Source organism: Microcystis ichthyoblabe FBCC-A1114, assembly GCF_050500245.1.
GTDB lineage: Bacteria > Cyanobacteriota > Cyanobacteriia > Cyanobacteriales > Microcystaceae > Microcystis > Microcystis ichthyoblabe_A.
Genome location: NZ_CP191408.1, coordinates 4,306,920 through 4,332,770, shown reverse-complemented (window position 1 = coordinate 4,332,770; position 25,851 = coordinate 4,306,920). Strand labels below are relative to the sequence as shown.

23 protein-coding genes and 4 pseudogenes are annotated in these 25,851 nt (G+C 42.1%); 3 read left to right on the top strand and 24 right to left on the bottom strand.

Annotation, left to right across the window (positions count from 1 at the left end):
* The first annotated feature begins 24 nt into the window (after positions 1–24).
* Complete coding sequence (locus tag ACQY1Y_RS21090; RefSeq protein WP_430013511.1) at positions 25–876, top strand: helix-turn-helix transcriptional regulator; 852 nt, start codon at positions 25–27, stop codon at positions 874–876.
* A gap of 21 nt (positions 877–897) precedes the next feature.
* Here the strand turns inward: ACQY1Y_RS21090 and ACQY1Y_RS21085 are convergent.
* The 11 genes and pseudogenes from ACQY1Y_RS21085 to cas3 form a co-directional block, all read right to left on the bottom strand.
* Positions 898–972, bottom strand: a pseudogene (locus ACQY1Y_RS21085) (Uma2 family endonuclease); the annotation flags it as partial.
* 9 nt (positions 973–981) lie between these two features.
* Positions 982–1,248 (bottom strand): annotated as a pseudogene (gene cas5d / locus ACQY1Y_RS21080) (type I-D CRISPR-associated protein Cas5/Csc1); the annotation flags it as partial.
* 239 nt (positions 1,249–1,487) lie between these two features.
* Positions 1,488–2,345: an IS5-like element ISMae4 family transposase gene (locus tag ACQY1Y_RS21075; protein WP_002732125.1), complete on the bottom strand. Its 858-nt coding sequence runs from the start codon at positions 2,343–2,345 to the stop codon at positions 1,488–1,490.
* Positions 2,346–2,469: 124 nt separating this feature from the next.
* Positions 2,470–2,877, bottom strand: a pseudogene (gene cas5d, locus ACQY1Y_RS21070) (type I-D CRISPR-associated protein Cas5/Csc1); the annotation flags it as partial.
* A 37-nt stretch (positions 2,878–2,914) separates the two neighbouring features.
* Positions 2,915–3,916 (bottom strand): type I-D CRISPR-associated protein Cas7/Csc2, encoded by a 1,002-nt coding sequence (cas7d, locus tag ACQY1Y_RS21065; protein WP_430013510.1) that lies wholly within the window; start codon positions 3,914–3,916, stop codon positions 2,915–2,917.
* A gap of 17 nt (positions 3,917–3,933) precedes the next feature.
* Positions 3,934–7,398, bottom strand: a complete 3,465-nt coding sequence (cas10d, locus tag ACQY1Y_RS21060) for a type I-D CRISPR-associated protein Cas10d/Csc3 (RefSeq protein WP_430013509.1) — start codon at positions 7,396–7,398, stop codon at positions 3,934–3,936.
* Positions 7,391–7,534, bottom strand: coding sequence for a HepT-like ribonuclease domain-containing protein (locus ACQY1Y_RS21055; protein WP_002797931.1), 144 nt, complete (start codon positions 7,532–7,534; stop codon positions 7,391–7,393). The genes cas10d and ACQY1Y_RS21055 overlap by 8 nt, the downstream gene beginning before the upstream one ends.
* An 85-nt stretch (positions 7,535–7,619) precedes the next feature.
* Complete coding sequence (mntA, locus tag ACQY1Y_RS21050; RefSeq protein ID WP_430013508.1) at positions 7,620–8,078, bottom strand: type VII toxin-antitoxin system MntA family adenylyltransferase antitoxin; 459 nt, start codon at positions 8,076–8,078, stop codon at positions 7,620–7,622.
* Positions 8,071–8,469 carry a type VII toxin-antitoxin system HepT family RNase toxin gene (gene hepT, locus ACQY1Y_RS21045; RefSeq protein WP_409779062.1) on the bottom strand — a complete coding sequence of 133 codons (399 nt, stop codon included), beginning with the start codon at positions 8,467–8,469 and terminating at the stop codon, positions 8,071–8,073. Before hepT ends, mntA (ACQY1Y_RS21050) begins: the two co-directional genes overlap by 8 nt.
* Positions 8,470–8,510: 41 nt before the next feature.
* Positions 8,511–8,930, bottom strand: a complete 420-nt coding sequence (mntA, locus tag ACQY1Y_RS21040) for a type VII toxin-antitoxin system MntA family adenylyltransferase antitoxin (protein ID WP_016515576.1) — start codon at positions 8,928–8,930, stop codon at positions 8,511–8,513.
* Positions 8,931–9,100: 170 nt separating this feature from the next.
* On the bottom strand, positions 9,101–11,266 hold the full coding sequence (gene cas3 / locus ACQY1Y_RS21035; RefSeq protein WP_430013507.1) for a type I-D CRISPR-associated helicase Cas3': 2,166 nt from the start codon (positions 11,264–11,266) through the stop codon (positions 9,101–9,103).
* 99 nt (positions 11,267–11,365) lie between these two features.
* On the opposite strand from cas3, the gene ACQY1Y_RS21030 reads away from it, so the two are divergent.
* Positions 11,366–12,229, top strand: coding sequence for a WYL domain-containing protein (locus ACQY1Y_RS21030; protein ID WP_430013506.1), 864 nt, complete (start codon positions 11,366–11,368; stop codon positions 12,227–12,229).
* Positions 12,230–12,689: 460 nt separating this feature from the next.
* On the opposite strand, the pseudogene ACQY1Y_RS21025 reads toward ACQY1Y_RS21030, so the two are convergent.
* The 4 genes and pseudogenes from ACQY1Y_RS21025 to ACQY1Y_RS21010 form a co-directional block, all read right to left on the bottom strand.
* Positions 12,690–13,877, bottom strand: a pseudogene (locus ACQY1Y_RS21025) (RNA-guided endonuclease InsQ/TnpB family protein).
* 342 nt (positions 13,878–14,219) lie between these two features.
* Positions 14,220–14,405, bottom strand: a complete 186-nt coding sequence (locus ACQY1Y_RS21020; protein WP_002757942.1) for a hypothetical protein — start codon at positions 14,403–14,405, stop codon at positions 14,220–14,222.
* A gap of 2 nt (positions 14,406–14,407) precedes the next feature.
* Complete coding sequence (locus tag ACQY1Y_RS21015; RefSeq protein WP_430013505.1) at positions 14,408–14,893, bottom strand: type II toxin-antitoxin system VapC family toxin; 486 nt, start codon at positions 14,891–14,893, stop codon at positions 14,408–14,410.
* A 221-nt stretch (positions 14,894–15,114) separates the two neighbouring features.
* On the bottom strand, positions 15,115–15,663 hold the full coding sequence (locus ACQY1Y_RS21010) for a hypothetical protein (RefSeq protein ID WP_409879398.1): 549 nt from the start codon (positions 15,661–15,663) through the stop codon (positions 15,115–15,117).
* 304 nt (positions 15,664–15,967) lie between these two features.
* Here ACQY1Y_RS21010 and cobS point away from each other — a divergent pair, with 304 nt between their 5' ends.
* The gene (gene cobS / locus ACQY1Y_RS21005; protein WP_002766151.1) at positions 15,968–16,726 is read left to right on the top strand and encodes an adenosylcobinamide-GDP ribazoletransferase; all 759 of its coding nucleotides are present in this window, start codon (positions 15,968–15,970) and stop codon (positions 16,724–16,726) included.
* Here cobS and ACQY1Y_RS21000 read toward each other — a convergent pair.
* The 9 genes from ACQY1Y_RS21000 to ACQY1Y_RS20960 form a co-directional block, all read right to left on the bottom strand.
* Entirely contained in the window at positions 16,723–17,184 is a 462-nt protein-coding gene (locus ACQY1Y_RS21000; RefSeq protein ID WP_002742906.1) for a PPC domain-containing protein, read from the bottom strand. The two genes, cobS and ACQY1Y_RS21000, sit on opposite strands and share 4 nt — an antisense overlap.
* 298 nt (positions 17,185–17,482) lie before the next feature.
* Positions 17,483–17,704, bottom strand: coding sequence for a DUF4278 domain-containing protein (locus tag ACQY1Y_RS20995; RefSeq protein WP_430013504.1), 222 nt, complete (start codon positions 17,702–17,704; stop codon positions 17,483–17,485).
* 93 nt (positions 17,705–17,797) lie between these two features.
* Positions 17,798–18,853, bottom strand: coding sequence for a potassium channel family protein (locus ACQY1Y_RS20990; RefSeq protein WP_002736402.1), 1,056 nt, complete (start codon positions 18,851–18,853; stop codon positions 17,798–17,800).
* Between the two features lie 33 nt (positions 18,854–18,886).
* Positions 18,887–19,744, bottom strand: a complete 858-nt coding sequence (locus tag ACQY1Y_RS20985) for a DNA-formamidopyrimidine glycosylase (RefSeq protein ID WP_002778625.1) — start codon at positions 19,742–19,744, stop codon at positions 18,887–18,889.
* A 104-nt stretch (positions 19,745–19,848) separates the two neighbouring features.
* Positions 19,849–21,192: a cytochrome c biogenesis protein gene (locus tag ACQY1Y_RS20980; RefSeq protein ID WP_430013503.1), complete on the bottom strand. Its 1,344-nt coding sequence runs from the start codon at positions 21,190–21,192 to the stop codon at positions 19,849–19,851.
* Between the two features lie 50 nt (positions 21,193–21,242).
* Positions 21,243–21,971: a cytochrome c biogenesis protein CcdA gene (locus ACQY1Y_RS20975; protein ID WP_002736734.1), complete on the bottom strand. Its 729-nt coding sequence runs from the start codon at positions 21,969–21,971 to the stop codon at positions 21,243–21,245.
* 107 nt (positions 21,972–22,078) lie between these two features.
* A complete protein-coding gene (locus ACQY1Y_RS20970; protein WP_430013502.1) occupies positions 22,079–22,441 on the bottom strand; it encodes a VOC family protein in 363 nt (120 codons plus the stop codon).
* 2 nt (positions 22,442–22,443) lie between these two features.
* Entirely contained in the window at positions 22,444–23,400 is a 957-nt protein-coding gene (locus ACQY1Y_RS20965) for an ABC transporter permease (RefSeq protein WP_110545758.1), read from the bottom strand.
* On the bottom strand, positions 23,401–25,134 hold the full coding sequence (locus ACQY1Y_RS20960) for a peptide ABC transporter substrate-binding protein (RefSeq protein WP_430013501.1): 1,734 nt from the start codon (positions 25,132–25,134) through the stop codon (positions 23,401–23,403).
* Positions 25,135–25,851 lie beyond the last annotated feature (717 nt).

Below are 25,851 nucleotides of genomic sequence, written 5' to 3'. Positions count from 1 at the left end.
TAAAATTACAAGTACATTTTTCAGGTGAATCGCAAAAAAGAAACAATTACACTGTCAATCCCTCCCGGCACGAAGGAGAAGCTAGAGGCGATCGCCCGACGCTTTAACATCTTTTGGGGGAAAAGTCCTAGTCCGTCAGGTCTAATCGCCGCCATCGCCGAAGGAGAACTGGAGATCGGTGAACCTTTTACCCTCTCGGCAAAGCGGGTCGAAGCGATCAAGGAAGCGATCGACCGTCTGGTGCGATCGGGTCACATCGAACAGGCCCAGACTCTTTCTAATTTTCTTTTAGAGAAGGGAAATCTCTCCCCTCAAGAGCGTCGGGAGATTTCCGAACAGGTCAGTCAGTACGATCGCGATTGGCGGCTCACGGTGGAGCGCTATATCCATGACCGGCAAGCTTTTCGGGTAATGTACAAAAATTCTCAGGGACAGACCCTAGAATTTACCGTTCGCTCTGCCGAGATCATGTTTCGGGAAAAAGAATTCTATCTAGAGATCTGGTGTGAGGAAACGGTTGACCTGCCAGAAGAAGATAGGCGAGACTTTCCCGAGCTTGTTCACAATCGCTGTCTTAAATTCTCTCGTATTCAAAGCCTGATCCCGATCGAAGAACAATGGCGAGACAGTCTCGATTTTATAGAAGTACAATTACAATTAGAAAAAGACCTCGTGAAGGCCTATGAAAGGAACACAAGGGATATCGACGACCGAGAGGTAAACGGAAAAAGGATTATAACCCGTAAAGTCTCTAGTCCTTTTTGGTTAATTCGGGAGATTTTACCCTACGGAGATCGCTGTATTGTACTTACACCAGAGCCATTACGCAACCGGATCAAACAAATTTTATTTAAATCTCGTCAACAGTACGAATAGGAGTAAGGTGTGCGATGCGACGGTAATATCGCCATCGGGAGCGGTTAGCGAGAAAAATTCCGGTAAAGTGAGGGGTTTAGAAGAGATAAGAGTCATGGTCAATTTTCAACCGAAGTGATAGGACAATCGAGCGGGAATTTTCAGATCGGGGCGATCGCTTATTTGGTAATATTCCCCGCGCATTCGTACATTACGAATCAAACTAACGGGAGGCATATTAATCACATCGTAGCCAATCACCTGATGGGTAAACATAACATCGAGAGGATTTAAAGGATAGGGATAAATAAATAAATCCTCTTTTTGTTTTGATAGGGAAAGTTCTGTCAGTTTTACTTCCGCTTTACTCATCCATTTTCCCAAACGAATCCATTAGAACTCTTGCAAATTAATTATATGTTATAATAATGGGTTAACTAATTTTCCCCAAAAAATTAGTTAATCAGTACATTCGTCCTGAATGAAAACTTGAAGTTTAACTTTTAACTCAAAACTCTTTAGAGCTGCTTTAATTTGGTTATCAAAACCTCTTTATTTAAGCGGCACAAACTATCTCAATTATAAAAATTGAGAATAAATTATCCTTGACTTGATTAATCTTTAGGCAACTTTTAAGAAGCTGCTATACCTATCCCTAACTCACAGTTATAAATAGCCGCCAACAAGTTAACTCTTAAACTATATCTTCGACGACGATTCCGATATTTACAGGATAAGATTTTAAAGATTTTGAGTTTCCTATTTATATGTTCAATGATAATCCTTTCTTTGGCTAAAGCCTTGTTATACTCTTTTTCTAACTCTGTTAATTTTCTATTTTTCGATTTCTTTTTCGGTGTATAACTATTACTATGGTATGCAGCTATTCCCTGATAACCACTGTCTTCTATGCTGGTAGTTAAAGGATGAAAACGAACTCGACTTTTTTTAAATAAACTAAAATCATGACCTCTACCTTTCCCACAAAAGACACAGATAATTTCCTCGGTATTTTGATCAGCTACTAATTGGGATTTTAAAGTATGATAACCTCTTTTACCCGAAAAAAAATCTTTCTGTTTCTTTTGGGGGCGTTCAATGGGAGTTTCCGTTACATCCATTACCGTTATGACCGGTATCTCTGCTTGATTGAGTAAAGCTTTTTTTCCTTTTAAACGGAAGTTTCCCGATTGTAAAAGCATTTTTTCCGTCTTATTTACAATCCGACATATAGTTGATTCTGATAGTTCCCAGCTTGTACCAATGTGAAAATATGTTCTATATTCTCGCCAATATTCTAACGTTACTAAAACTTGTTCTTCTATAGATAGTTTAGGTTTCGGTCCCCTTTTAGATGGTGAATTAGAGTCGGCTTCAACACTTTTTACTGATTCTACCATCTTTCTATATGTTTGTTTATACACACCGAAACGGCGTTTGAATTGTTCATCTGATAAGTTTTGATAATCCATAATTTTGCTAATAAACATAGCAAAATTATAGATGATTTCCTGACCTAAGATCACATTTTATTCTTTTTTCCACTTCAATCTAAGAATTGAGAAAAAAGCAAAACCTTACATTATACCATAAAAAAATTATGCAAGAGGTCTATTTAGGAAGTTGTAGGGGGTGATGGGAAATGATAAAACATTCAAAAACACTTTCGGGAGCGATTTCTTTGGCTCTGCCAAAACTGGGAATATTTTTCTGGGTTTTTTCCATCTCCACATGATAGTTATTATTGGCATATTTCCAAGTATTGAGAACCGCCGTATGAGCGATCGCCCGTGCGGGAGTGACATAAATTTTCTCTTCGTTAAGAGGATTTAAATGTTCTTGGTACTGGGGAATCTGTTCGGAACAGAAGTAACGATAACTATCGCTATTTACCAATCCCAAAGCATAACAGAGCGCGTAATTATGAATTACGGGTTCGCTTTCGTAGAGTCTGCCGATTTCACGGGTTGCGTAATAAAGACTATCGTGCAGTTCTAATTGACAGGAATAAATATGTACCATAATGATAGGGTGGGCGACACCCACCCGACGAAATTAGCTATTTTTTCTCGGCTTTCTTTTTCTCGATATATTGTTTAAAGTATTTTTTTGACTCCTTATTTGCTTGATCTAGAACCGATAAAATTCCTGCTTCCGTACCCGTGAGAGTTTTCACCTCAGTTAATAAAGGTTGAAAATTTTCCCCGATAAAATCGGTATGAACGATAAATTCTTCCGCCATTAATGCTTGTATTGCCTCGGTGGCTTTTTCCATAACTAAATCCTCGTCTAAGGGATCGATCGATTGTAATACCTCATCGGGAAGGCGATCATATATTGCCTGTGTCCAGCGCAAATTACTAACAATTTCCCCATCGGCAAAAATAACACCGATAAGCTCATTTCTTACCCGTCCCGTCCGGGTGGTTTGCGCGCCGTAGTGACGGGTACGCAGGATGTTATTAAAAACATAGAGAAAACCCGCTTCTGTCGGATCTTTTAAAGTGACAATACTAGGGAAAAACACCTGCGGACGGATGTGATCTTGCTGGTTAATCCTGCTAGTCACTTCCCCTACTTTTGTGTTATTTTCTCCCTTTGATGCCATAGTACCATTCTCGTAGGGAGCGTTTAAAGTAAAACTTTCATGGGATTCATCAAAGGGTGTGATCGAAAAAGCCGTATCTACTACTACTTTCGATTTTTCTGAACCCGAATCACCGATGGCAAAACCATAAATAATACAGTCGGGGTTATTCATGGCAAATTTTACATTGTACTCACATTCTTCGGCGGTAATTAATTTGTAGTTTCTGAGTAATTCTCGACCGACTAAACGTTCTGGAGTTGACTGTTTCCGTTTAAACATCGATAAACGACTAATCGTTTTTTTGCTATCAATTCCCGCACGAACACGAGCTTTATTTAGCTCTCCATCTGTTTGAAATAAAGGATAAAATTCTGTGACTCTAATCGTCAAAAAGTGAACGTATTTTCCCATCGGTTTGTAGGGAATATCGCTATGAAAGAATTTAGAATCGAGGGTTTTCAGTAAAGACATGGTAGGTACTCCTTGAATTAATTATTGTTTTCAGAATCTTCATCCACAGTTTGACCCTGGGCTTTTAACTCTTGATTGTCTCTGTCCTGTTCAAGACGGTAAAGAAATTCGCAGGTATCGCGAAGGAGGTTTAATTGTCTGCCAGCTAGACGCGCTCGATCGCCCTTAAAAGAAACCTCGAACACATCGATCACAAAATAACGAGCAAAAGACAATATTTTCTGTCTTTCCTGTTCTCGATCGGATAAAATACAGCGACCTTCTGCTGTAGAAGCATGAACCCGATTCATTAAGCTGGCCACTTCCGCCGCTACTACAGAGACTAGGGCTTCTCCCTGATAGATTCCTCCTTTGAGAATCGTATCGGCGGCCACATCGATCGGTTTTAAAACTGCGTTCGCTTTCGGGTTATATCGTTTATTAGCTCGATAGAATTGACGATACAATTCGGTTAATTTTTTCGGGTGATTTAACGGGGATTGCTCTTCCATATTAATTGTGAAATTAGAACGGTGAACTTCTGTAACGTAAGGATCGAAACAAGGATAAAAATCGTAGAGATACAGAGCGATTCGATTAGCACTCGGTATATCGGCATCTTTGCCCCGTTTCCACTGTTTAAGGTAATGAAAAACATAGAGAGGACTGGTTTCTAAATTAATAGCGAGTTCCGTTAATTTGCCCCAATTGGGATCATAACCCGTCTTACCCTGCTTCGAGTTCACGTCTAAATGAATAGAATAGGCTGCGGTTAGGGTATTTAAGGGGGCGGAATATTTTTTTCCGTCATTATCTTCCCACTCGTTCAAGACGCGATCGAGACGGAATCGATCGCATCGGGTTAAGGACCGGATCGCTTGGGGCGCACTGTCCAGAAATACCGTCTCTTCAAATTCCGCACCGTCGCGATAGGGAGGAATAGGAGACTCAGAAACCACCGTTTTGACATCTAAAATCATCGGGAAAGCTAATCCTAACCATGCCGGCATAACCCAGGATTCCGTATCGGTGGGATCGCGGCCGGGAGGTAGGGCCATAAAATAAAAGGTTAAGGGTTTATCTTCGGGATAGGATAGTTTAAAAGTGCGGTCTTTTTTGCCATCTTCCTCCTCGTTAATTCTTTCCTTTTTCTGCCTTAATTTTTCATCGATCAGGAAACTATCGACACTCTGATAACGGGTTCGATCGAAGTTAGCGACCAGATCCTTATCGACAAAGTGCAACTTTATCGAGCTATCAAAACGAGTTTGAGCGATGTTAGCGTAGGCTTTTTGTAAAAAACTATTGGTTTCGGGAGTAAAATAATAGGTCGGGTAAAAGTACAGATAGCGATATTTGCCGTCCTCGAAACGTTTTCCTACCGCTTGGGTTTGATTCATAAGAATCTGACGCAACATCATTTCCGTTCCCGCGATACTGGAAATGTTTCGTTTGGCGTTCGAGCCTGCCAGCATTTGTTTATTAGTATAGACTTGGGGAGTAAAAAGAACCGCCGATTCCATCTGTTCGCTGACACTATAGGGAGAATGGGAGATCGAACAGAGAAGTTGACGGCCGCGACCTTGTTTTTTAGCGGCGTTGTAGTGGTTTAATTCTTTCTGGAAGATTTCGATCGAGTGGGCCAATTCCCGACCGGGTAACTGCACCACTTGATTAACCCACTCTCGCAAATCCTCCCAACCATCGGGTAAGTTATATCCCGCAACTATGGCGGCGATTTTTGCGGCGAGAAAAGCGATTAAATCTTCTGCAACCGGTCTAATATCCTCGATTCCGGGATGTTGTTTCAGGTATTGTGCCGCTAGATAATACCATTCGTAGGGAACCCCTCCCGTATTGCCTTTCAGTTTGAGTTCTTTTAACGATTCATTAATACGCTTGATCGCTCGGATTTGTGGCAGATAATTTTCTAGATTCCAATAATGCGCGATCTCGCTAATTAAATCTAAATCCGGCGGTGCGGGTAAGTTTTTCTGCAATTTTCGCGCCTGTTCGATTTTTTCCAGGCGATCGCCCCAGATTTTCCGCGTCACCACGTCCCCGAATTCCGCTAGGCGATCGATGCGGATATCATCTTCACAATGAAAATCGTAATCCGTCGGTAAAACGCCCTGTTGTTGAAATTTAATCAGGTTTTCGCCGCGACTTCGGGCCACGGACGCTTTATTATCACCGAGGATGCGAAGGGTGGCGTTGAGGGCAGCGCGCATTAACCCAGCATCGTCGAAAAATTGGCTGTAGTAATCTGCGTATTTCATCCCCTTGCCATCTCTGCCGAATCCCGTTTGTTTACGCTGTAATTCGCCGCTACAGAGGGATTTAATAGTGTCCACCACTCGATTCGGTAAGGTTTCTAGGGACACTTCTGGCGCGTTTTTGGGGGCGATATAGACAACTCCCGTAGGCAAGTAAAGTAAAGGCTGATAGTCTAGTTCTTGATGTGCTTCCATCACCGCGTTATTAAGTACGTTTGTTAGTACCCCGCGGTTTTCGGCGATGCTGTGGTAAGTGAATTTTAGTTCCCCATCGCTGAGGCTGTATAAAAGATCTTGTAACGAGGCTTTTTCCGCATCGTGGGGGTGTTTAATAATGGATGCGAGGCGATCGGCTAGACAGGCAAGATCGCATAGACTCTCTATAACGCGATCGTTTAAACGAACATTTAACCCATCCTCAGAAGTGTTAAGGTCGGTGTCATTACGGCGTTGGGTGTTTTTGGCAATATATAGTAGATCATCGAGATATTCTAACCATCGTTCGGGATTATCTGGAAATAAGAAACGATCTAATCCCAATTCGGGAATTAGTACCTGTAGAATCTCCCGATGTTCTTCCCTAGATAATTTACGAGGGTCTTGATTTTTAAACGGATCTTGAATGAAATCTCGCTGAATTTGTATATATCTCTCTGACATGGACGGGAAGCGATCGTAAGAGAATTTCTCGAAATCATGAACAAGAAATCCTGCTATGGCCAATCTTCTTTCGAACTCTTTAATTATCCGCCGCACCGTAGTATTAAGCTTTTGTAAGCGTTTCTCGATGAGATTGGCAGGAAATAACCCATTAAGTAAATGAGTATTTAGAGATTGATCACCAGCGTTATCCCGTTTAGCTTTAGGTTTGTTTCTCAATTCACGACCGCGATCAACTGCCTCAATAAAATTTCCTCCTTTAGCTGTTGATCCGATCGCTAATCGGAGTAAATTGGGTAATACCATTTCGGCAAAATCTGCCATAACTCGATCGTCGGGGTTTTCCGCTCGAATCGCCTCCCGTAGGAGTTTTAGGGTTAGCAGTTGGCGAACGGTTTCGACTCGGCGATCGCTTACTGATTCGCTAATTCCTAAATCTTCGGAAACAAGAGATTCTAAATCAATATCCTCGAACTCAAAATCCAGATCTTTATCGTCAATTTCTGTAGTGTTATCGAATAGATTTAACTGTCCCGTTTCCTCTAATTTTTTTTGTTTTTTAGGCATCTTTCACCTCTAGAGAGTCTAAATAGTCGGTAATTTGTTTGAGATAAAGCGGAAATTGAGATAAAGCGATCGGAATCGCCTTAAAAACAAGTTCATTATCGATCGCCTCGTATTGATGCACTAAACGATTTCGCATTCCTGATGATTTCGCCCCCCCGTAATCGATTAAGATATTTGATCATCAAACGAATTCTAACGGTGACTATCTCCCTTTCCATCGTTTAAACTCCCCATTGTTTGAGCCAAAGATCGATACTGTCTTTTTGAATCTTTCGGAATTTAGCGGTATCGGCGTACTCTTTCCAAGCGCGTACACGAAATTTTAAAAAGTCTCCCGTATTTTTTTCATAGATAAGTTTTCCATCTCGTGCGACTTGATACTTCATTAATGGAGAACAGCGATCGAGTTCAATTAGATCGATCAAATCACGGTTTATCTCAAACAATTCACTCAAGATAGAGAGAGAAGTTAAGTAATCATCACTGATTTCCTTAATATGTGTTTGTCTGTTTGCTTCATCGTGTGAAATTGCCAAATCCCAATCGCTATCAGGTCTATGCTCTCCACGCGCTCTAGAACCGAAGAGAATTAATAGTTTTAAATTCGGTATTTTTTCCACAGTCGTGGTTATTCTATTGACTGTATTGATAATTTTTAATTCTTTCGTATTTCTAACCATTTTCTGCCTCCAAGGAATCTAGATATTGAACGATCGAGCGTTGGTAGCGGGGATAATATCGTAAAATATTAGCGATCGAGGAATGAACGATATCGGGATCAATTTTCTTGTATAGGTGTACGAGTAAGTTTCTTAATTTAATAGACTCGGCCAGTTGAACGGCTAGGTGTTCTTCTAAGATTCCCAGTTCTACGATTTGAAATAATGCGTCGCGAGCATTATTCGGAGACTCGATATCTAAACATTTTAAAATCTGGTAATTGATATCGATGCCAGTTTGAACGATAAGCTGAATTAACCTTTCTATGGCTAATTGACGTTCTCTTAATGTACGATAATCCTCTAAGGTGATCGAACCGTACTCGCTAAGTTCGGCGAGGTATTGATTCATGATGTTTAATTCGTCTATCGCAATCAGAGGTTGAATAGCATTTACACTCCTTTTTCTCGTAGAGAAATCTCCAGATTATTCCGTAATTGACGGTATAACGCTTTCGATTCTTCAGGATTCATGAGAAATTTTTCTTTAAATCCCTCGAATAGTCCCGTTTCCCGTTCGTATAGAAGTTGACCATCTCGCGCGACATAATGAGCGAGGATCGGCGAACATTCTTTTAAATCAATCACATCAATTTTGTCCTCGGGAATCTCTAAAGCTTGTTCGAGTAGTGTATAAATTTTCAACAGACTCGAAATATCCTTTTGAGCGCTTCTTTCCTCGTATAAAACAGCGAAATCCCAATCGCTATCAGGTTTATGCTCTCCACGCGCTCTAGAACCGAAGAGAATTAATAGTTTTAAATTCGGTAGTTTTTCGACAATAGCCGTAATTTTTTCTACTAGCCTATTCATATTTAGCTCCCATCAAAAAAAATGGCAAGAATCCGATGGATATATCGATCGATGTCCCTAGCGTCTGTCTATGTCTATTATCAAACGCGGAGGAAGCAAAGAGCAACTAAATCCCAGAAAAAGTGTCCGTACACTTTGACTCCCTCATCTCTTGGTAGCCTCAAACGGCATCAACAGATCCACACCTCACCCCCTTTACCTTTGAACCGATGAGCGAGAGTATCCAACAACAAAGCCGATTGACCGATCGCGATAGAATAGGGAGACACGGGAGAATGAATACTACTCTCGTCACTAATCGGATAAATACCGAAGTGCATCGGTAATTGTAAGCGTTGGCGAACTGCAGCGACGGGATAGGCAAGAACGAAGCTAACCAGAGCCTGATCCCGTAACTCCCGACTAATTCGATCGAGCCAAGGATTATCTGGTTGCCAAACACCGATTCCCGTCAAAACCTGCACTTTCCACGCGGAGGCAATCTCGCCTAAATCGCCGTCGTAGGTAAAGCGCCAGTTTAACCGTTCCTCTCGATACCCCTTTAAATTCAGAAACGCAAGACAATAATCGAAACGTCTGCGCGCGATCGGTGTTTTCGTGGCCTCGATCTGGCGCTTAAACTCGCCTTTTCTCCACACCTCCACCTCTAGATTACCGAGAATACTGGGTAAATCGTAGGTTTTAAAGCGATCGCATTCCTCCGGTTCCGTCGAATCGTATAACCCGCATAATAACGGACTTGACCCGCGAAAACTAGACGCATCCTCGAAAATCGGATTACCGCTTTTCCCCGATAACTCCTTCCATTCGTCGGCCCATCCTTTCACCCGACCGGCGACCCGTTTTAAACTGGTATCGAAAACCTCCTCGCATTCCTGTTGAAACTTCTGGCGACTTTCCCCGTATTGGGATTTGATCTTCGGACTCCCTAAATTCCACCAGAGTTGAAATGATTGTACCGCTCCCCAACGTTGGTAATAACCCTCGAAATTATTGATATGACGGTAGTTACTCTTGATGGCCTCCTGTAGCTGAATTCGGTCATACCGTTCCCCGACTTGTAACGGTGCGTCTTTCTTCTCGAATAACCGTTCTAGGAAAAATTTCGGAACCAGAGCGATCGCGGTGAAGTTAGCAAATTTTACCGCCGTTCCCTTTCGATCGTAGCCGCTGTGACGGCCTAAACGGCCGAAACGTTGAATAAAATTTCCCGCATCCGACGACTCAAAAATGAGGAAATTAATCTTGAAGTCCACCCCCACATCGATGGTACTCGTTCCGATCACCAGATCACGATTTAACGATGCCAACTTCTCCCGCGTTCCCGAAAGACCCGTATTTTCCCCCACTGTTAAACCGATAGTCGCCAATAATTCTCGGAAAATCGGCAGCAGACGTTTAACCGAAGCGATCGAATTGAGAATAATCGCGCCCTTGCTGCCGGGGTATCGCTTAAAATAGTCTAAAATTCGCTCTTTATTTTCCTTCAACCAATTTTCCGAAGTTTGAAAACTCGACGGTAAAGGAATAAAAGATAGCTCGATTTCCGAGGTTACTTGTCGCCATCCCTGTTGAGCGAGGGAATTGGCCTCTTCTGGGGTATCGGGAAACCGGTATTTTCCTTCTCTTACCGGGTCGATCGATCGATAGCGAAACCCCGCTTTATCCAATCGTTTTAGTAAACTCTCGTCGGGAGTTGCGGACAAAAACAGGTATCGTTTCCCACGATTGGCCCGTCGGATTAGAAGCATGGTATTGATTATGCTGGCGACCTGTGGCGTGCCGAAAACGTGAAATTCATCGAATAGGAAGAGATCGAAATGTTTATCGATCCGGTTCCATAGCTGATCGGGGTTATCGTAGGGGGTTAAATAGGCCCCCCGATGCAGATAATGGAAAATATCGGGGTTAGTTAAGAGAATTTCCGACTGTTTCGATCGAGTCTCTAGAGCGATCGCTTTCGTTTTCCCATCCCGTTCGGCGTACAATTCCAACTCGGGCCCGGTTAAAAGATTGACCCGGGGTTGATCCGTTGGTTGAAATCGTTGAATATATGCCTCGATCTGACCCCGCTGATCCCGCGCTAGTTCGTTGGTTGGGTAGAGTCCCATAATCGGGAAATATCCTTGCAAAGTTCGCAGGTAGGCCGCTAGACTTTTCCCGTCCCCCGTCATGGCCGTATTGAAAATCACATCGATATCGGGATCGTTGAGTGCTTTCCACGTCTCCACCTGATGCCACGATAACCGCCATCCTTGCGGAACCTTGATCCCGTCTGGTATCTCGTCTGCGGGACAGGAATAGACTGGCCTGAGCTTTACTTGATAATTTACCATGAATTTCTGTCCGTAAATCCTTGCTATCTTCCATAATAACCACGATAATAGGGATGGACAAGTACCTTAACAGAAAAAGTGTCCGTACACTTATAAACTATGAGCCGGATAGGACAATCGATCACTTTATCGGTCAGTGAAAAAGAAAAACAGGCCCTAGAAATCCTTGCCAGTGAATTCGGGCTATTTTGGGGAGATAAACCGAATATATCGAAGTTAATCAAAGAAATTGCCCGTAATAAGCTTAAAATCGCTCCTAATCACGACTGGAAGCCCGAGCGCTTGCAGATGCTCCAACAGGCGATCGATTTTCTCATCGATGCTGGACAAATCCCCATCGCCCTAGAACTAACTAAACTACTATTAGAACGGAGCGAACTGTCGGGACCCTTACGGAAAGAGCTAGAACGTAGCCTCGATAATCCTCCCCCGCCATGGCGGTTAGAACTCGATCGCTGCATTCTCCGACAACAACCGTTTCAGTTATCCTATCAGGATGCCGGCGATCGAATCTGGGAATTCCATCTTTACCATGCCGCTATCAATCGTCACGAGGATCGCTTATATCTCGATTGTTGGTGCGAGGAAACCGAGGGAAATCAAGATATTTCCGAACTACACCATAATTGGAGTTTAAGGATCGATCGAATCCCCAACGATTCCTTAATTACCCCGATCCCTAGGGCCAAATGGCGCAATCAGCTTGATAGTGTGTCGGCCGAGTTTCACCTGTTCGATGGATTAGCTCGATCGTACCGGACTAAAAGCGCTATCGATATCGCCGACGAATTGATCTCGAACGATCCCCCCATCCGGCAGATTACCCGACAGATAACGAGTAGCTTCTGGTTTTTCCGCGAGATTCTCCCCTACGGGGAAGATTGCTTGTTGATCTCCCCGGAAAAAGTCCGCAAGCGTTTCTCTGACAAGGTGCAGCGGCTTTATCGACGCTACGAGTCCTGAAAAGATTTTCGTCCCTGCTGAATCAAGATACGATACTAAATGCTGTTTAAAATATAAGAAAGTGGGCGTTGTCAGCTCAGAATAGGAAAGATGCAATGCAATCCTTGTTATCAAAGTAATTTCATTTCCGGTGCTGATTCGGATCATCTTTGAATTTGACAACGCCATCTAGAAAATCTATCCAACGTCTATCCTACTGCATTTAATCTTGGTTTTGAGGGTGTTGGGTAACAGCCACCAACCCAACCGACAAGATCAGTGTACTGCTACCCAGTGTCTTCGCCATCACACTTGATTCCGAACTGGTGAGCAAGTTGTGACAAAAACATATTTTTCGTTTGTTGCGTTTGTTGGATTTATTTCGTATGTGGGGTACACTAGGCCGTAGTAACTCTGGACAAGAGTTCAATCAACAGTTTGACATCCTCGCCGCCGTAAAACGGACGGCGATTCCCAAACCTCACGATTTGGGTTTCTGCTTCTTTCCCGAAGGATTTTTCGCACCTGCCTTAACAGATTTACTCTGTTCTGGTCATCAGGTCGCTCTACAGACTGACACCGCAAGCCCTGCGGCCAAAATATTTTTACTAGCGTTAATATCTCGGTCATGGTGTGTCCCACAGTCTGGACAATCCCATTCTCGAATATTTAACGGCATTTTCTCAGCAATATACCCGCAATTACTACACCTTTTAGAGCTAGGAAACCATCTATCTATTTCGATGTAATTTCTCCCATACCAAAGGCATTTATAGGCTAATTGACGAGTGATTTCTCCCCAACTAACGTCAGATATTGCCTGAGATAATTTCGGGTTTTTGACCATATTCTTGACGGCTAAATTCTCAACCACAATCGTTTGGTTTTCCCGAACTAATTGAGTGGTTAGCTTATGTAAATGGTCTTTTCTGTTATCAGTAATTTGGGCGTGAATCCTTGCTACTTCGATTCTCGCTTTTTCCCGATTTTTTGAGCCTTTCTGTTTTCTAGAAAGGCTTTTTTGTGCCTTTCGCAACCTCTGATAATGTTTCTTAAAATGCTTAGGATTAGATACTTTGCCGCCATCGCTGGTAATCACAAGGCTACTAATTCCTAAGTCAATTCCGATGGCTTTATCTGTTACTGGTAATGGCTTAATTGTTGGGTCATCAAATCTTATTGAAATATGCCAACGTCCAGAGGGATGTAGCCTGACTGTTACTGTACTTGGGTCACAGCTTTCTGGTATTTGTCTTGACCATCGAATAGGTAAAGGTTCTGTGCATTTGGCTAAATAGATTTGTTTGTCTTTAAATTTAAAAGCAGATTTGGTAAATTCGGCACTTCCTCCCTGATGTTTTTTCTTAAAGGTGGGATACTTAGTACGACCAGCAAAGAAGTTAGTAAAAGCTGTTTGTAGGTGTCTTAACCCTTGTTGTAAAGGTACACAGCTAACTTCGTTTAAAAACTCTAATTCTTCTTGCTTTTTCCAGTCGGTTAGCATTGAAGAAGTTTCAGTATATCCTACTCTTTCTTGCTTTTCGTACCATGCTTGTGTTCTGAGATGGAGAGCTTTGTTGTAAACCAATCTTACACAGCCCAATGTGCGCCGCAATAGCGACTCTTGTTCGGGTGTGGGGTAAAATCGGTAAGAATAGGCTTTTTCCATATCTCACATTTTAGCATATATTTCGTAAACGATGCTCATATTTAACAGTAAAGCCGTCGTAGAACGACGGGGTTTCAGACCCAAATTTTCGATGAAATTCATGATGAGTGGATTCGGAATCTTTTGAAGAATAGACCTGAGCTCACGGAGGAGCGTCTTCACCGCACAAAAGCTCTGATGAACAGTAATGTACGTGACTGTCTCGTTCAGGGTTATAAAGATCTAATTCCATCGCTAAACTTACCAGATGCCAATGTCTGTCAACCCAACCGACAGGATCAGCGTACTGCTGCGCAGTGCCTTCGCCATCGCACTATAGATTTAGCGGTTCCATTGAATGCTTTAGCCGGCGGTCGGGTGCAGTGATTTGTTAGACGCTCGCTTAATTGGCAACCTAACTAATCTATCTTTATGAGCCAGTTGCTTCTGCTTTAAGTCATTAAAAATAGCTCTTAAGTCATATTGAAACGATTGAGCGTATTCTTCTCTATACTTGTGAATTTCATCGAGAATTTCATTTTTATACATGACTAAACCTCTAGGTTATATCCAATAAGCTCATAAGGAGTGCAAATAACTGGCAATATATATCCGAGACCAGAACTAATCTGAGCCAGCTTACGCTGAATTTGGGCATTTGCCATGTGCTTGCAGTTCCATGTTAGCAAATAATCTAAGTTATAGACGGTTGCTAATGCCATATGTAAAGCGTCGTTAGATGCCTTTAGGGGCAGATTGCTTTGAGTCAGAAATGCTTGCGAAAGTTCAAACGCATCTTCTGTAAGTTCGAGAAGCATTAGGGATTGTAACAAGTTTAACCGTTGAGCGGCGATTATCGGATCTCCCTTAGCTGCCTCATCTTCAACGATCTCTGATGCGTAAAGCGTAAATGAGCTACTATGTTCGTTCCACCAATCCTGGGTGATCTTGATATTAGCAGCAACGATCAGATTGTCAGTGGGTCTGGCGGTTAAATGCCCAAAAATACTTGTTTCAATATAGACGCTTCCATTCACGGCAATCTAGAATATCTTTTCGCTCTCTATCCTACCTTATTTAATCTTGGTTTTGAGGGTGTTGGGTAACAGCCGCCAACCCAACCGACAGGATCAGCGTACTGCCACGTAGTGCCTTCGCCACCGCACTTTAACCCACAGCTGCAATCAATCTGCATGGTGCGTTCCCCAAAATCGATCGCTGGAGCAGTAAGAGCCACATTAGGGAACACACCCTACGGCTAGGGTAGAAATAAAGAAACCCAAAGTACAGACCACAGAATAGCAAACACCCAAGGTAAGAGGTGAGGTAGTGCTCCACGAGATAAAGTCCACTTCTGCTCTCGGTTGAATCCAATCTTTGAAATTTTCGCAAGGCTCTTGGCTTCTTTATTATCCCTCAAGGAGTACTTGGCTTTTTCAGTGATACTATTGGCTTTTTCAGTGATACTAATTGACAATAAATCACGTTGATCGAGAAGATGTTTAACCACACTCTCAGCAGCCCTTATAGCAAGACCAACCGTTCCGCAGCAAATAAGTCCTAAAAGAGGTAAACCAAAGAGTAATACAAGGACAGAGGGAGAGGGAGTAGACTTTTGTGAGTTAATAAGAAGAACAACAAATGCAGTTAATAAAAAAGATTGTGAGGTGAACAACCATGATAAACGGTTCATGATCCACTGTTGTTCAGACATGATCAATTGCTCAATATAAGCTGCTAGAGCTACAACATCTTTTAACTCTGAATTATCTATCGGCTTGCCATTATCCTCGTCAGTTGTTGTCATATTCAATTGTCCTAGAACCTAAGTAGGAGTAATCTATATTAATATTACGCTGGGTCAATCTAACTACATAATATACGGAAACTTTCCGTATCTCACACTAAATACACATTTTTTAAAAAATCTTTCCGCCTATTACTCTCAAATGAAGAGATCACAAGAACTCTTCCTATAACATTACAATAAGCGTGTTATGCCGAATTATTATAGGCGTTCTCAGATGTTTTGAAAATCCCACAGGGTGGCCGATACAAAATTAAGTTATACTTCATCTTTATGAGAAAAGCTGCCATACCGGAATCTAATTTTGGGGAGATTGATTACCATATTTAACTTCATTTGTCAAGAAATTCGCTCATTTTTAGGTGCGATCGCTTTTTACACGATTATTCCGGTTCCGATTGCCTGGCCGGATTTTGGTAGAATTGCCCGATGGATTCCCTTAGTGGGCTTATTTTTGGGTTTAATTTTGGTTTTGCTCGATATAACTCTAGCTGGTCTGGGAATGCCACCCCTGACTCGTGCGGTTGTCCTTGTGGGGGTTTGGGTTTATCTGACGGGAGGACTACACCTTGATGGAGTTAGTGACACGGCCGATGGTTTAGCTGTCACCGACCCCCAGCGTCGTTTAGCGGTCATGGCCGATAGTGTTACTGGGGCCTTTGGAGTCATGGCCGTGACCATGGTTTTGCTGTTAAAAATCGCCGCTTTGACTGATTTAAGCGATAATCGAGCCTTAGCCCTAATTTTAGCACCAATTTGGGGACGTTGGGGGCAAGTAATGGCGATCGCTCTTTATCCCTACCTCAAACCCACCGGTAAGGGAGCCTTTCATAAAGTGGCTTTTTGTCTGCCTTGGGACTGTGGGGGAGTAATTTGGGGGTTAATCGCCCTATTTGGTGGTCTAAGGTGGGGAATAATCGCCATTAGTGCTGGAATCGCCCTCGCTCTGCTTACTGGTTACTGGTTATATCGTCGTCTTCGCGGTCACACTGGCGATACCTACGGTGCGGTGGTAGAGTGGACAGAGGCTCTATTCTTGGTTTTTTTAACAATAATTAGCTAATTTTTGCCCTCCACAGCCCGTAAACGGGTTAATTTCAGGGTAAATTTTCCCCCACCGGTTTCTCCGAAAGCTCTCACCCGAATAATATATTTACCCGACTCGGTAATCCGTGCAAAGAGGAGAGCATTAGTGCCACCATCGGGACCATCATCATTTTCCGCTACAGTGGAACCATCGTCGGCCAGGAGAATTAAAACTCCATCAAAGTTTTCCGATTTGAGATCGATGGCCACCTGATCGTCCTTTTCCAAATCTACGGTATAATCCCTAGCAAACCCCCCCTCCCCCGTGGGAATATCCTTGTCGGTGAGAGTATCGTTAATTTCTTTGTTGAGGATGAGGGGGACGGGACTATAGATTTTTTCTGCTCGCACTGGTAAAGATTGACCGCTTAACCAGAATAAAGTGAGCAAGACGCATAAACCAGAATAGCGACCAGTCAAAGGGAATCTTGTCATAGGGGCAGGTATTCGTTTTCTCAATCTCCCTATTCTACAAAAAACTGATAACTATCAGCAGTTCGACAAAATTAAATTCACACCCCCTTTCGGGGGAACGCTGGAACTGCGGAACTGCGGAAGGGAAAAATATGTGTAATTAATTTTGCTTAGGTACTTATTTCTTGTTGGCAAAAACGAGTAAAAAATCCGCCTTGGAGCGAGGGAGCAAGAGGGGAGATACAACCCGTTTAAGGTAATTGATAAAATCATTAATTGACAATCTTTAAAAGAGATTGATTGAAAAAAGAACTAGAAGTTAAAAACTTAAAGAGGGTCTTTCCATGGGCAAAGAAGCTAAAGATTGAGTGATATGATAGGCTTGACCGCGATAGGTAACGGCTACCTGTTTCTGAATGGTTTGAACGACACCAAGGTTTTTTAAATAGGGAACACCACGATAGCCTAAAATCAGCGGACTGGAAACAACGGTGGCAGTGGGGTTTTTATCGTAAGGAATGCCGCGATAGGTTAATTTCATAGCTGTCCCTGGAGATAATTAGTGAGTTAGTTTTATCTCCATCGGTAGCGAAATTAATTCCAGAAAATCTCAACTTTTTTGTAGGTAAATATCCTACCAAGAAGACCCACGATAGCGCATTTCTCGACGCAGAGCATAACGACGGGCAAAATTAGGAACATCGCCCCGATGACCTAATAAAATGACCGTATCGCCTTGCTGTAGAATGGTGGAATTGTCGGGATGGGCGATGACACCACCATCAAATTGACGCACAGCAACGATAATAAAAGCACCCTGTCCCCGCACTTCCATCTGACTGATGGGTTGTCCCAAAAAAGGAGAATTGCTTAAAATCGAGTATTCTTCAAATTGTAGGTCGATATCGGCTAATAATTCGTTAAGATTGCGCCTACCTTCATCTTCCTGTAAAAAATCAATCGCGGCCGGATGGGTGATTAAATGGGCCATTCTTTCTGCTCCAATGGTAGCAGGTAAAACCACTTGATCGGCTCCAGCTAATTTTAATTTTTTCTCAGTGCTGGGATATTCTCCTCTAGCGATGATGTATAGTTGCGGACTGAGTTCTCTTGCGGTTAAAGTGATAAAGACATTTAAGGCATCATCGGGTAACACAGTCGCTAAAACTCGCGCTTTGTCGATGCCGGCTTTCTGGAGAATACTTTCATCGGTGGCGTTACCATTAAGAGTTATGTAACCTTTTTCCTGAGCTAATCTAATGCGATCGGGGTTATTATCGACGATAATAAAGGATTGGGCTGTTTTTGCCAATTTAGTCGTTAGGATGCGTCCTATGCGCCCAAAACCACAGATTATGACGTGATTTTCTAGGGATTCCATCTCTTTATTCATCCGGCGATCGCTAAAGGCTTTGTTAATTTCTCCCTCGGTGAGCATCTGAAAAAACCCTCCCACCACATAAACGGCCGAGGTAGTCCCACAGATGATAACTAACATGGTAAAAGCTCTCAGACTGGGAGTGTTAATCGGTTTAACTTCCCCGAAACCTACCCCAAATATGGTGATAATCACCATATAAACGGCATCTAGAAAACTCCAACCGTAGGCCATATAACCGATAGTTGCTCCGACTACCGTAGCGAGAAAAAAACTCGCACCGATGATAATCCTTTTCAGTGAACTTTGCATCGATTTCCGTGACCTGACCATCTAGCTATCAGCTTACAACTGTTTACTGATTACTGTTGAGACTTGACATTGGGGACAAAAATGAGAGGAGCGTCCACTTAATTTAATTCTGGCAATAGTTGCACCGCAAAGGCGACAATTTTCGCCAGTACGACCATAAACCCAGGCCATCGCCCCATAATTGCCATTAACTCCCGTAACGTGGAGAAAATCGCTAAAACTGGTGCCGCCTTCAGCGATCGCTGTTTCCAGTACAGAAATAATGTTTTTTGTCAATAAGTCTATTTGCTCAATTTTTAAGAGATTAGCGGCAGTTTGGGGATGGATACCACTTTTAAAAAGAACTTCATCCGCGTAGATATTACCAATTCCTGCCACCACATTTTGATCGAGGAGAAAAGTTTTAATCGGACGACGACTTTTTTGACAGTGACTATAGAGGTAATCGGGGGTAAAATTGCGATCAAAGGGTTCTAGTCCCAGTTTTTTGAGAGCAGTAATCACGCTTTCTGGGGTTTTATCGGCGGCAATCCACCAAATTTTCCCGAAAGTGCGGGTATCGACGAAGCGCAATTCTTGCTGATTGGCAAAAAAGAAGCGTAAGCGCGTATGAATCGGCAGGGGAGTGGTATCTTTTACCCAGAGCAATTGTCCGGTCATACGCAGATGAACCCCGATACTGCTACCATTATCTAAATTGGCGAGGAGATATTTGCCTCGGCGCTGCCAATTGGTAATCGTAGTCTGAGCAATTCCTTGCAGAAAAGTTGCCTCACAATTAGGATAGGCTAGGGTACGCTGTAATAATACTTCCCCACCGATAATTTTTTTGCCCTGGGTGACTTGATTTAATCCGCGACACACCGTTTCTACTTCTGGCAATTCTGGCATATAAGTAATTGAACAAAATTAAGTTCTTGGTTAGGGTAGGCAAAAGGCAAAAGATAGATAAACAGAACTTTTCATCGGGAAACGACACCAAATTAACGTCAATTCTACTTTAACTTTAACATTTCGATAGTATCAATTATTTCCCGTTCAAAACTGACTTGAGCGCGATTAGTTTTACCACCAATATAAAAGCGATCGCCCGATTGTAAAGCCCAAATTTGCGAATGGGAAAAGTAACTCATTACCACTCCCATCATCAATAAACCAAAACCTAAATAGACAATCGGTACTCCCGGATCTGCCTTAATTTGTAAACCTGTACTGCCCACTAATTCGACTATTTTTAGATTAACTCCATTGATAGGAATCGTCATTCCTTCTCGTACCGCAGAGGTTAAATCTCCCTTAGCATCATAGACGATTACCGTACCTTGTAAATCTCTGGTTAAAAGAGAAACTCCCTCACTAAGATCGGTTTTAGTCGGAATCCACGTTCCCCAGATTTGTCCATTACCTTTGGTGTCTAAACTAGCCATCGGTAGCTGTAGGATCGGACTATTATTCACCTGTACTTTTACCCCAGCAATTCCCCAACTGGTTTGATAAAAAGTCACCCCTTTATGGTGCAAAGGTTGGTTAACTTGAATAGTTTTGCGATCGATCTCCTGTCCTTGATTATCGATCACCGACAAATCAGAATAAAATTGTTCTATATCACCTTTAGGACTATAATCAATCCAAAAACGATTAACTTTAATCCCCCAATCCTTAGGGAGAGAATTTTTAGATAAGGGTCCAGCTTCAATAATATTTTTAACCTGAAAACTATCGCCACTAGCTACCATTTCTTGAGCGAAAAACCCCGTTAACGCTCCCCAGATCGACCCTGCTAAAATAATTAACATGGCTGCATGAACGATAATCGGACCGATTTTACCGATCAGACCTTTACGAGCATAAAGACTGTTATTTTCTAGAAAAACTTTGTAGCCTTTTTTTTCTAATAGGGGGGTGAGGGATTCTAGGGAACCAGTTTCTAATTCGGCACTTAAAGCCAGTTTTTGAAATTGGCGAGATTGTTGATAAAATTGCCAGTTTCTGGCCGCCTTTAAAGCGGGTAATTGTCGTCGGAAGGTACAAGCGGTTAAACTGGAACCAAAGAGAATTAATAATGATAGATACCACCAAGTGCTATAAACATGATTTAATCCCAATAGTAATAAAACTTTCCAAGTCAGAAAGCCAAATAAAGCGGGTTTCTCAGGATAATTAACTTGGTAGAAAGATAGAGATTGTCCCTGTTCTATTACCGTCCCAGAAATGCTAAAAATAGCGATTAAAAGTAAAAGGATAATTGCCAATCGCAGATCGGCAATAGTCTGGATAAATTTACGTCCCCATTGAGGCGGTCTATTCTTTAAATTTGAGGAAGTTTCCGATATAGTCATAGTTAAAAGTTTTACAATTCTAGCCAATTATCTATCATAACTCTCCACCATCACAGCAGACGGGATAATAAAGAAAAAACTCCAAAACCGATTAATAAAACCCCACTGACAGGATTAATCCACCCGGACCATTGACGTAGGGAAAGAAAGCTTTTCAGCGAGGCAGTAAAAGAACCGACGATAATTAGCGGTAAAACATAGCCGGCAGTGTAGGATAACAATAATCCCCCTCCTAAGCTTAAATCCCCCGTATTTGCCACCCATGCCAATAGAGTTGCTAGGACAGGTGTACTACATGGAGAGGCGATTAAACCAAATGTTAAACCGAGAAGATAGGACCGCAAAATCGGGGGAAAATCGCCGGTAATCCAATCGGTAGCGCCAAGGGAGGGGAAGCGCAGGGGTAATAATTCCAAGAGGTTTAACCCCATCAAAATAGCGATCGCACTGACGATAATTGGTAAACCGATCCCCACCTGTCCATAGACTTTCCCTAAAGTAGCGGCAATTAGTCCCAATCCCGCTAAGGTGGTAGCTAATCCCAGGGAAAACCATGTGGACTGCCAAAAAGCCGCTAAACGACCTTGATTTTCGTAACCCCCGATATAAGCGACGGTAATCGGCAACATCGACAGCATACAGGGGGTAAGACTGGTGAGTAAACCGGCTAGAAAAATCACGGCAATACTGACAAAACTAAGGTGAGTTAGTTGGGAAGTCACTAAGCGATCGGCGTATTGTTCAAGGTGATAGAGTTGAGTCTGTAATTGGTCTAACATATTCGAGAATTTTTAAGCAATGGAACAAAATTAACTTCTTGGTTAGGATAGGCAAGAGGCAAGGGGTAGTTAGATATGTGTAATTAATTGTGTCTAGCTAATTAAGGCTAAATTTGGCTCATTTCTAGGATATTACCATCGGGATCACTGACAAATAATGCCTTTCTACCTGAGGCACTCATTTGAATTGTATAACCTTGACTTTCTAGATAGTTACCCATGGCCGTCACGTCATCAATAGCGAAGGCAATATGAGGATTGCGTCCCCATTTTTGGGGATTGGAACGGTAGTTTTGATAATTGGTATCGACAATTAAATGAATTTGATAATCTCCCACTTGATACCAAACCCCATCGTATTGAAAAGGGCGATCAATTCTAGTCAATCCTAGAACATTTTCGTAAAAGTTAACAGCTTTTTCTAGATCGGTGACTAAAATCGCCGTGTGTAAGGATCGCATGATGTTCATAGTTAATATCTGACTCGCGGATCGAGCCAACTATAGGTTAAATCGGCAATTAAGTTAAAGATAACAATTAAAATCCCATAGATAAAGGTAATCGCCATCACTACGGGGGTATCACTGCGGGAAATAGAATCAATTAATAAAGCACCGATACCCGGCACACGAAACACTTGTTCTGTAACTAAGGCCCCAGTAAAAATTGAGGGAATATCGAGAGCAATCAGGGTGACAACGGGGATTAAAGCATTGCGAACTATATGCTTAGTTAGGACAGAAAAATTAGTTAATCCCTTGGCTAAGGCAGTTTTAACGTACTCTTGGTGAATTTCTTCAGTTACGGAAGAACGCACGAAACGCATCAACATCGCCCCTTGATATAAGCTTAATACAGTTACGGGCATAATTGACTGTTTAACCTGCTCGATCAAACTATTAAAATCACTGATTTCTAGGGTACTGTTATAAAAAGATGGTAGCCAGTTTAACTGCACACTAAAGATAATAATTAATAATAATCCCGTTACAAAAGTGGGTAAAGAAAAGCCAAGTAGCGAAAAAGTAGAGATGATTTTGTCTAACCAAGAATAGCGCTTGACTGCTGAAATTACGCCTAAAGGAAAAGCAATTAAAACCCCGAACATATAGGCAATACCGACAATCCAGAGAGTTGTGGGTAAACGCTGCCAAATGAGGGTAAAAACCGGGCTGCGACTGGTGAAAGAATAGCCCATATCTCCTTGAAGAAATGCTAACAACCACTTGACATAACGCACGGGAAGCGGTTGATCTAATCCGAGACTTTTGCGAATATTTTCTCGCACCGCTTCCGTAATAGCAGGATTAGCGGCAAATTCTCCCATCGGATCCCCCGGTGCTAGGGCCAAAATGCCAAAAACCACCATACTAATAGCTAAAAGAGTGGGAATCGAAAATAATAATCTTTTCAGAAAATATTTGAGCATTTATTTACTACGCTTCCAGTCCTTGATGTTCCAAGTATTTCTATCCCAGGGAGTTAATTTAAACCCCGACAAACTATTGCTAATTGCCACCACATCGGCACGATGAACTAGGGGAATAATCACAAAATCATTGATTAACATATCATTCATTTTAATCGCTATTTCTCGCCGTTTTTCTGCGTTTAATTCTTGACTAAAAGCTTGCCATAATTTATCGTATTCAGGATTGCAATAACGAGCATAATTATCACCGGCCCAACCATCAGCTTTTTGGGGAATTTCGCTACAGGTAAAGGTTTTAAAATAGGCTTTCGGATCGGGACTATTATTACCAGTAGTGTACATTTGTAGGTCAGCATAAAACTTTTCTACCGTGTCATCGTTAGCAGGATCGCTAGAAAAGAAAATACTGGCATCAACAGTTTTTAATTCTACTCCTACCCCGATCGCTTGTAAACTTTGTTTGATAATTTCTTGGGTTTTCTGACGGAGAGGATTGACAGTGGTTTGAAAAACTAATTTCATTTCTACCCCATTTTTATCCCTAGTGCCATCACCATTACTATCTTTCCATCCCGCATCATCTAGTAATTTCTTAGCCTTTTCTAGATTAAATTCATAGCTAGTATTGGGCGAATTATATTCCGATGGCATCACGATAAAATTAGGAGTTGTTTTCCCAGTAATACCATAAAGCTGCGTGGCAATAGTATCTCTATCAACGGCTAACGACAAAGCTTCTCTTACTTTCACATCACTCAAAAAAGGATGGGGAAACTTAATACTAGACCTCTCACCTTCAGGAGTAGCTTGATTAGGATCGCTCAGATTAAATAAAACTCGTTCAATCAAAGAACCGAAACTAGATATTAACTGACCTCGACCCGCTTTTTCTAAATCACTTAAAACCTTGGCCTCTACTTGCAAATTATAGGCATAATCCGCCTCCTGTGTCTGTAAAACCGCTCTTGCCGCAGAAGTGGCATCACCTCCTCCTTTTAATTCTATTCTTTGAAAACCTAATTTATCCGCTTCTCGAAAAAAAGAATTTGGTTCATAAACCGCCGTATCTCCCGGTTTAAATTCTACCACTTTATAGGGGCCAGTTCCCACCGGTAATAAATTAGCGGGGGCCTGGCGTGCCGTTTCATTGCTATACTTTTCATAGAGATGTGCTGGTAAAATCATCCCTTCTGTCCCCACAAAAACTAATGACCACGCGGGATTAACTTGCTTAAAAGTTATTTTAACTGTATGGGGATCGATCGCTTCCACACTTTTAACTATTTCATAATTGCCAGCGCTAGTAGAACCAGTTTTCGGATTGGTAATAAAATTATAGGTAGCGATGACATCTTTGGCAGTAAAAGGAGTACCATCCGACCATTTAATATCTTTTTTTAGCTTCCATGTCACCGATTTACCATCCCGGGCAACTCCCCCATTTTCAATAGTAGGAATTTCTGCCGCTAAAAAAGGAACTAATTCCCCTTTTTCATCGAAACTAGCCAAAGGTTCTAAGGTAATGCGACTCGCTTCTGAGTCTTTAAATCCCGTGGAGAGATGGGGATTTAAAATCGTCGGTGCTTGCCAATATAAAAGTTTTAAAGTTTCTGAATTATTATTGGTCGTTGCTGGGGGATTATTAGCTGTTTGTTGACGACAAGCACTAAAAAGCAGCGTACAACTAAGGGATAAAATTAACAGGGGCAAGAAAAGCGATCGCTTAAACATTTTTAATGACAATCAATAATTCGACAGGGTGACTTAGGTGATTTCCTACCCCACCAATAACAAGTTATCAGACATTGAGTCTTGATCTCGATCGATTAATTGATTATTTGCCTTTATCCATTCCTAGTCAAGTTAAATCGATCGTGCTATGATAGCGATGCTGTACTAGACAATAAAATTCTAGGCACGACGACGAAATGGGTTCTTTGGTTTGTGTTATGCAATGTACGGGGGTTATAAGGGATGGAACCCTTATAGAGAAAAACGTTTGGCGATTTTTGTCAATTGTTTTTGATCTAGAGCGAACTAATCAATTAAATCTCTTGCCAGATAGGGATTTAGTCGATTTATGCCACCCTATCGAACCATAACAAGTAATGAAGAGCCAGAAAATCCGTATTTGGGGTGTTGTGTGGAAAAAATCCGTCTAGCATATAATTAGTGTGATAGCCATCGCCGTAGGGTGCGTTCCCCAATGTGGCTCCTACTGCTCCACTAGCAGTAGGCTAATCTGGCTAACACGCTTTTGGGCGTGATATACGGAAAAGTTCTGGCGATCGCGCCTAAATGGGGTGAGATGCCGAAAGTTGACCCATATCATTACTTTCAGGAGTGTTATACGGAAATTTTCCGTATAATCAATAGTTATGCAGACAGATCAAGCCTTCATAAACTCTTTTGAGAAGAAATCACATCACTTTTTTACATTTTGTCAAC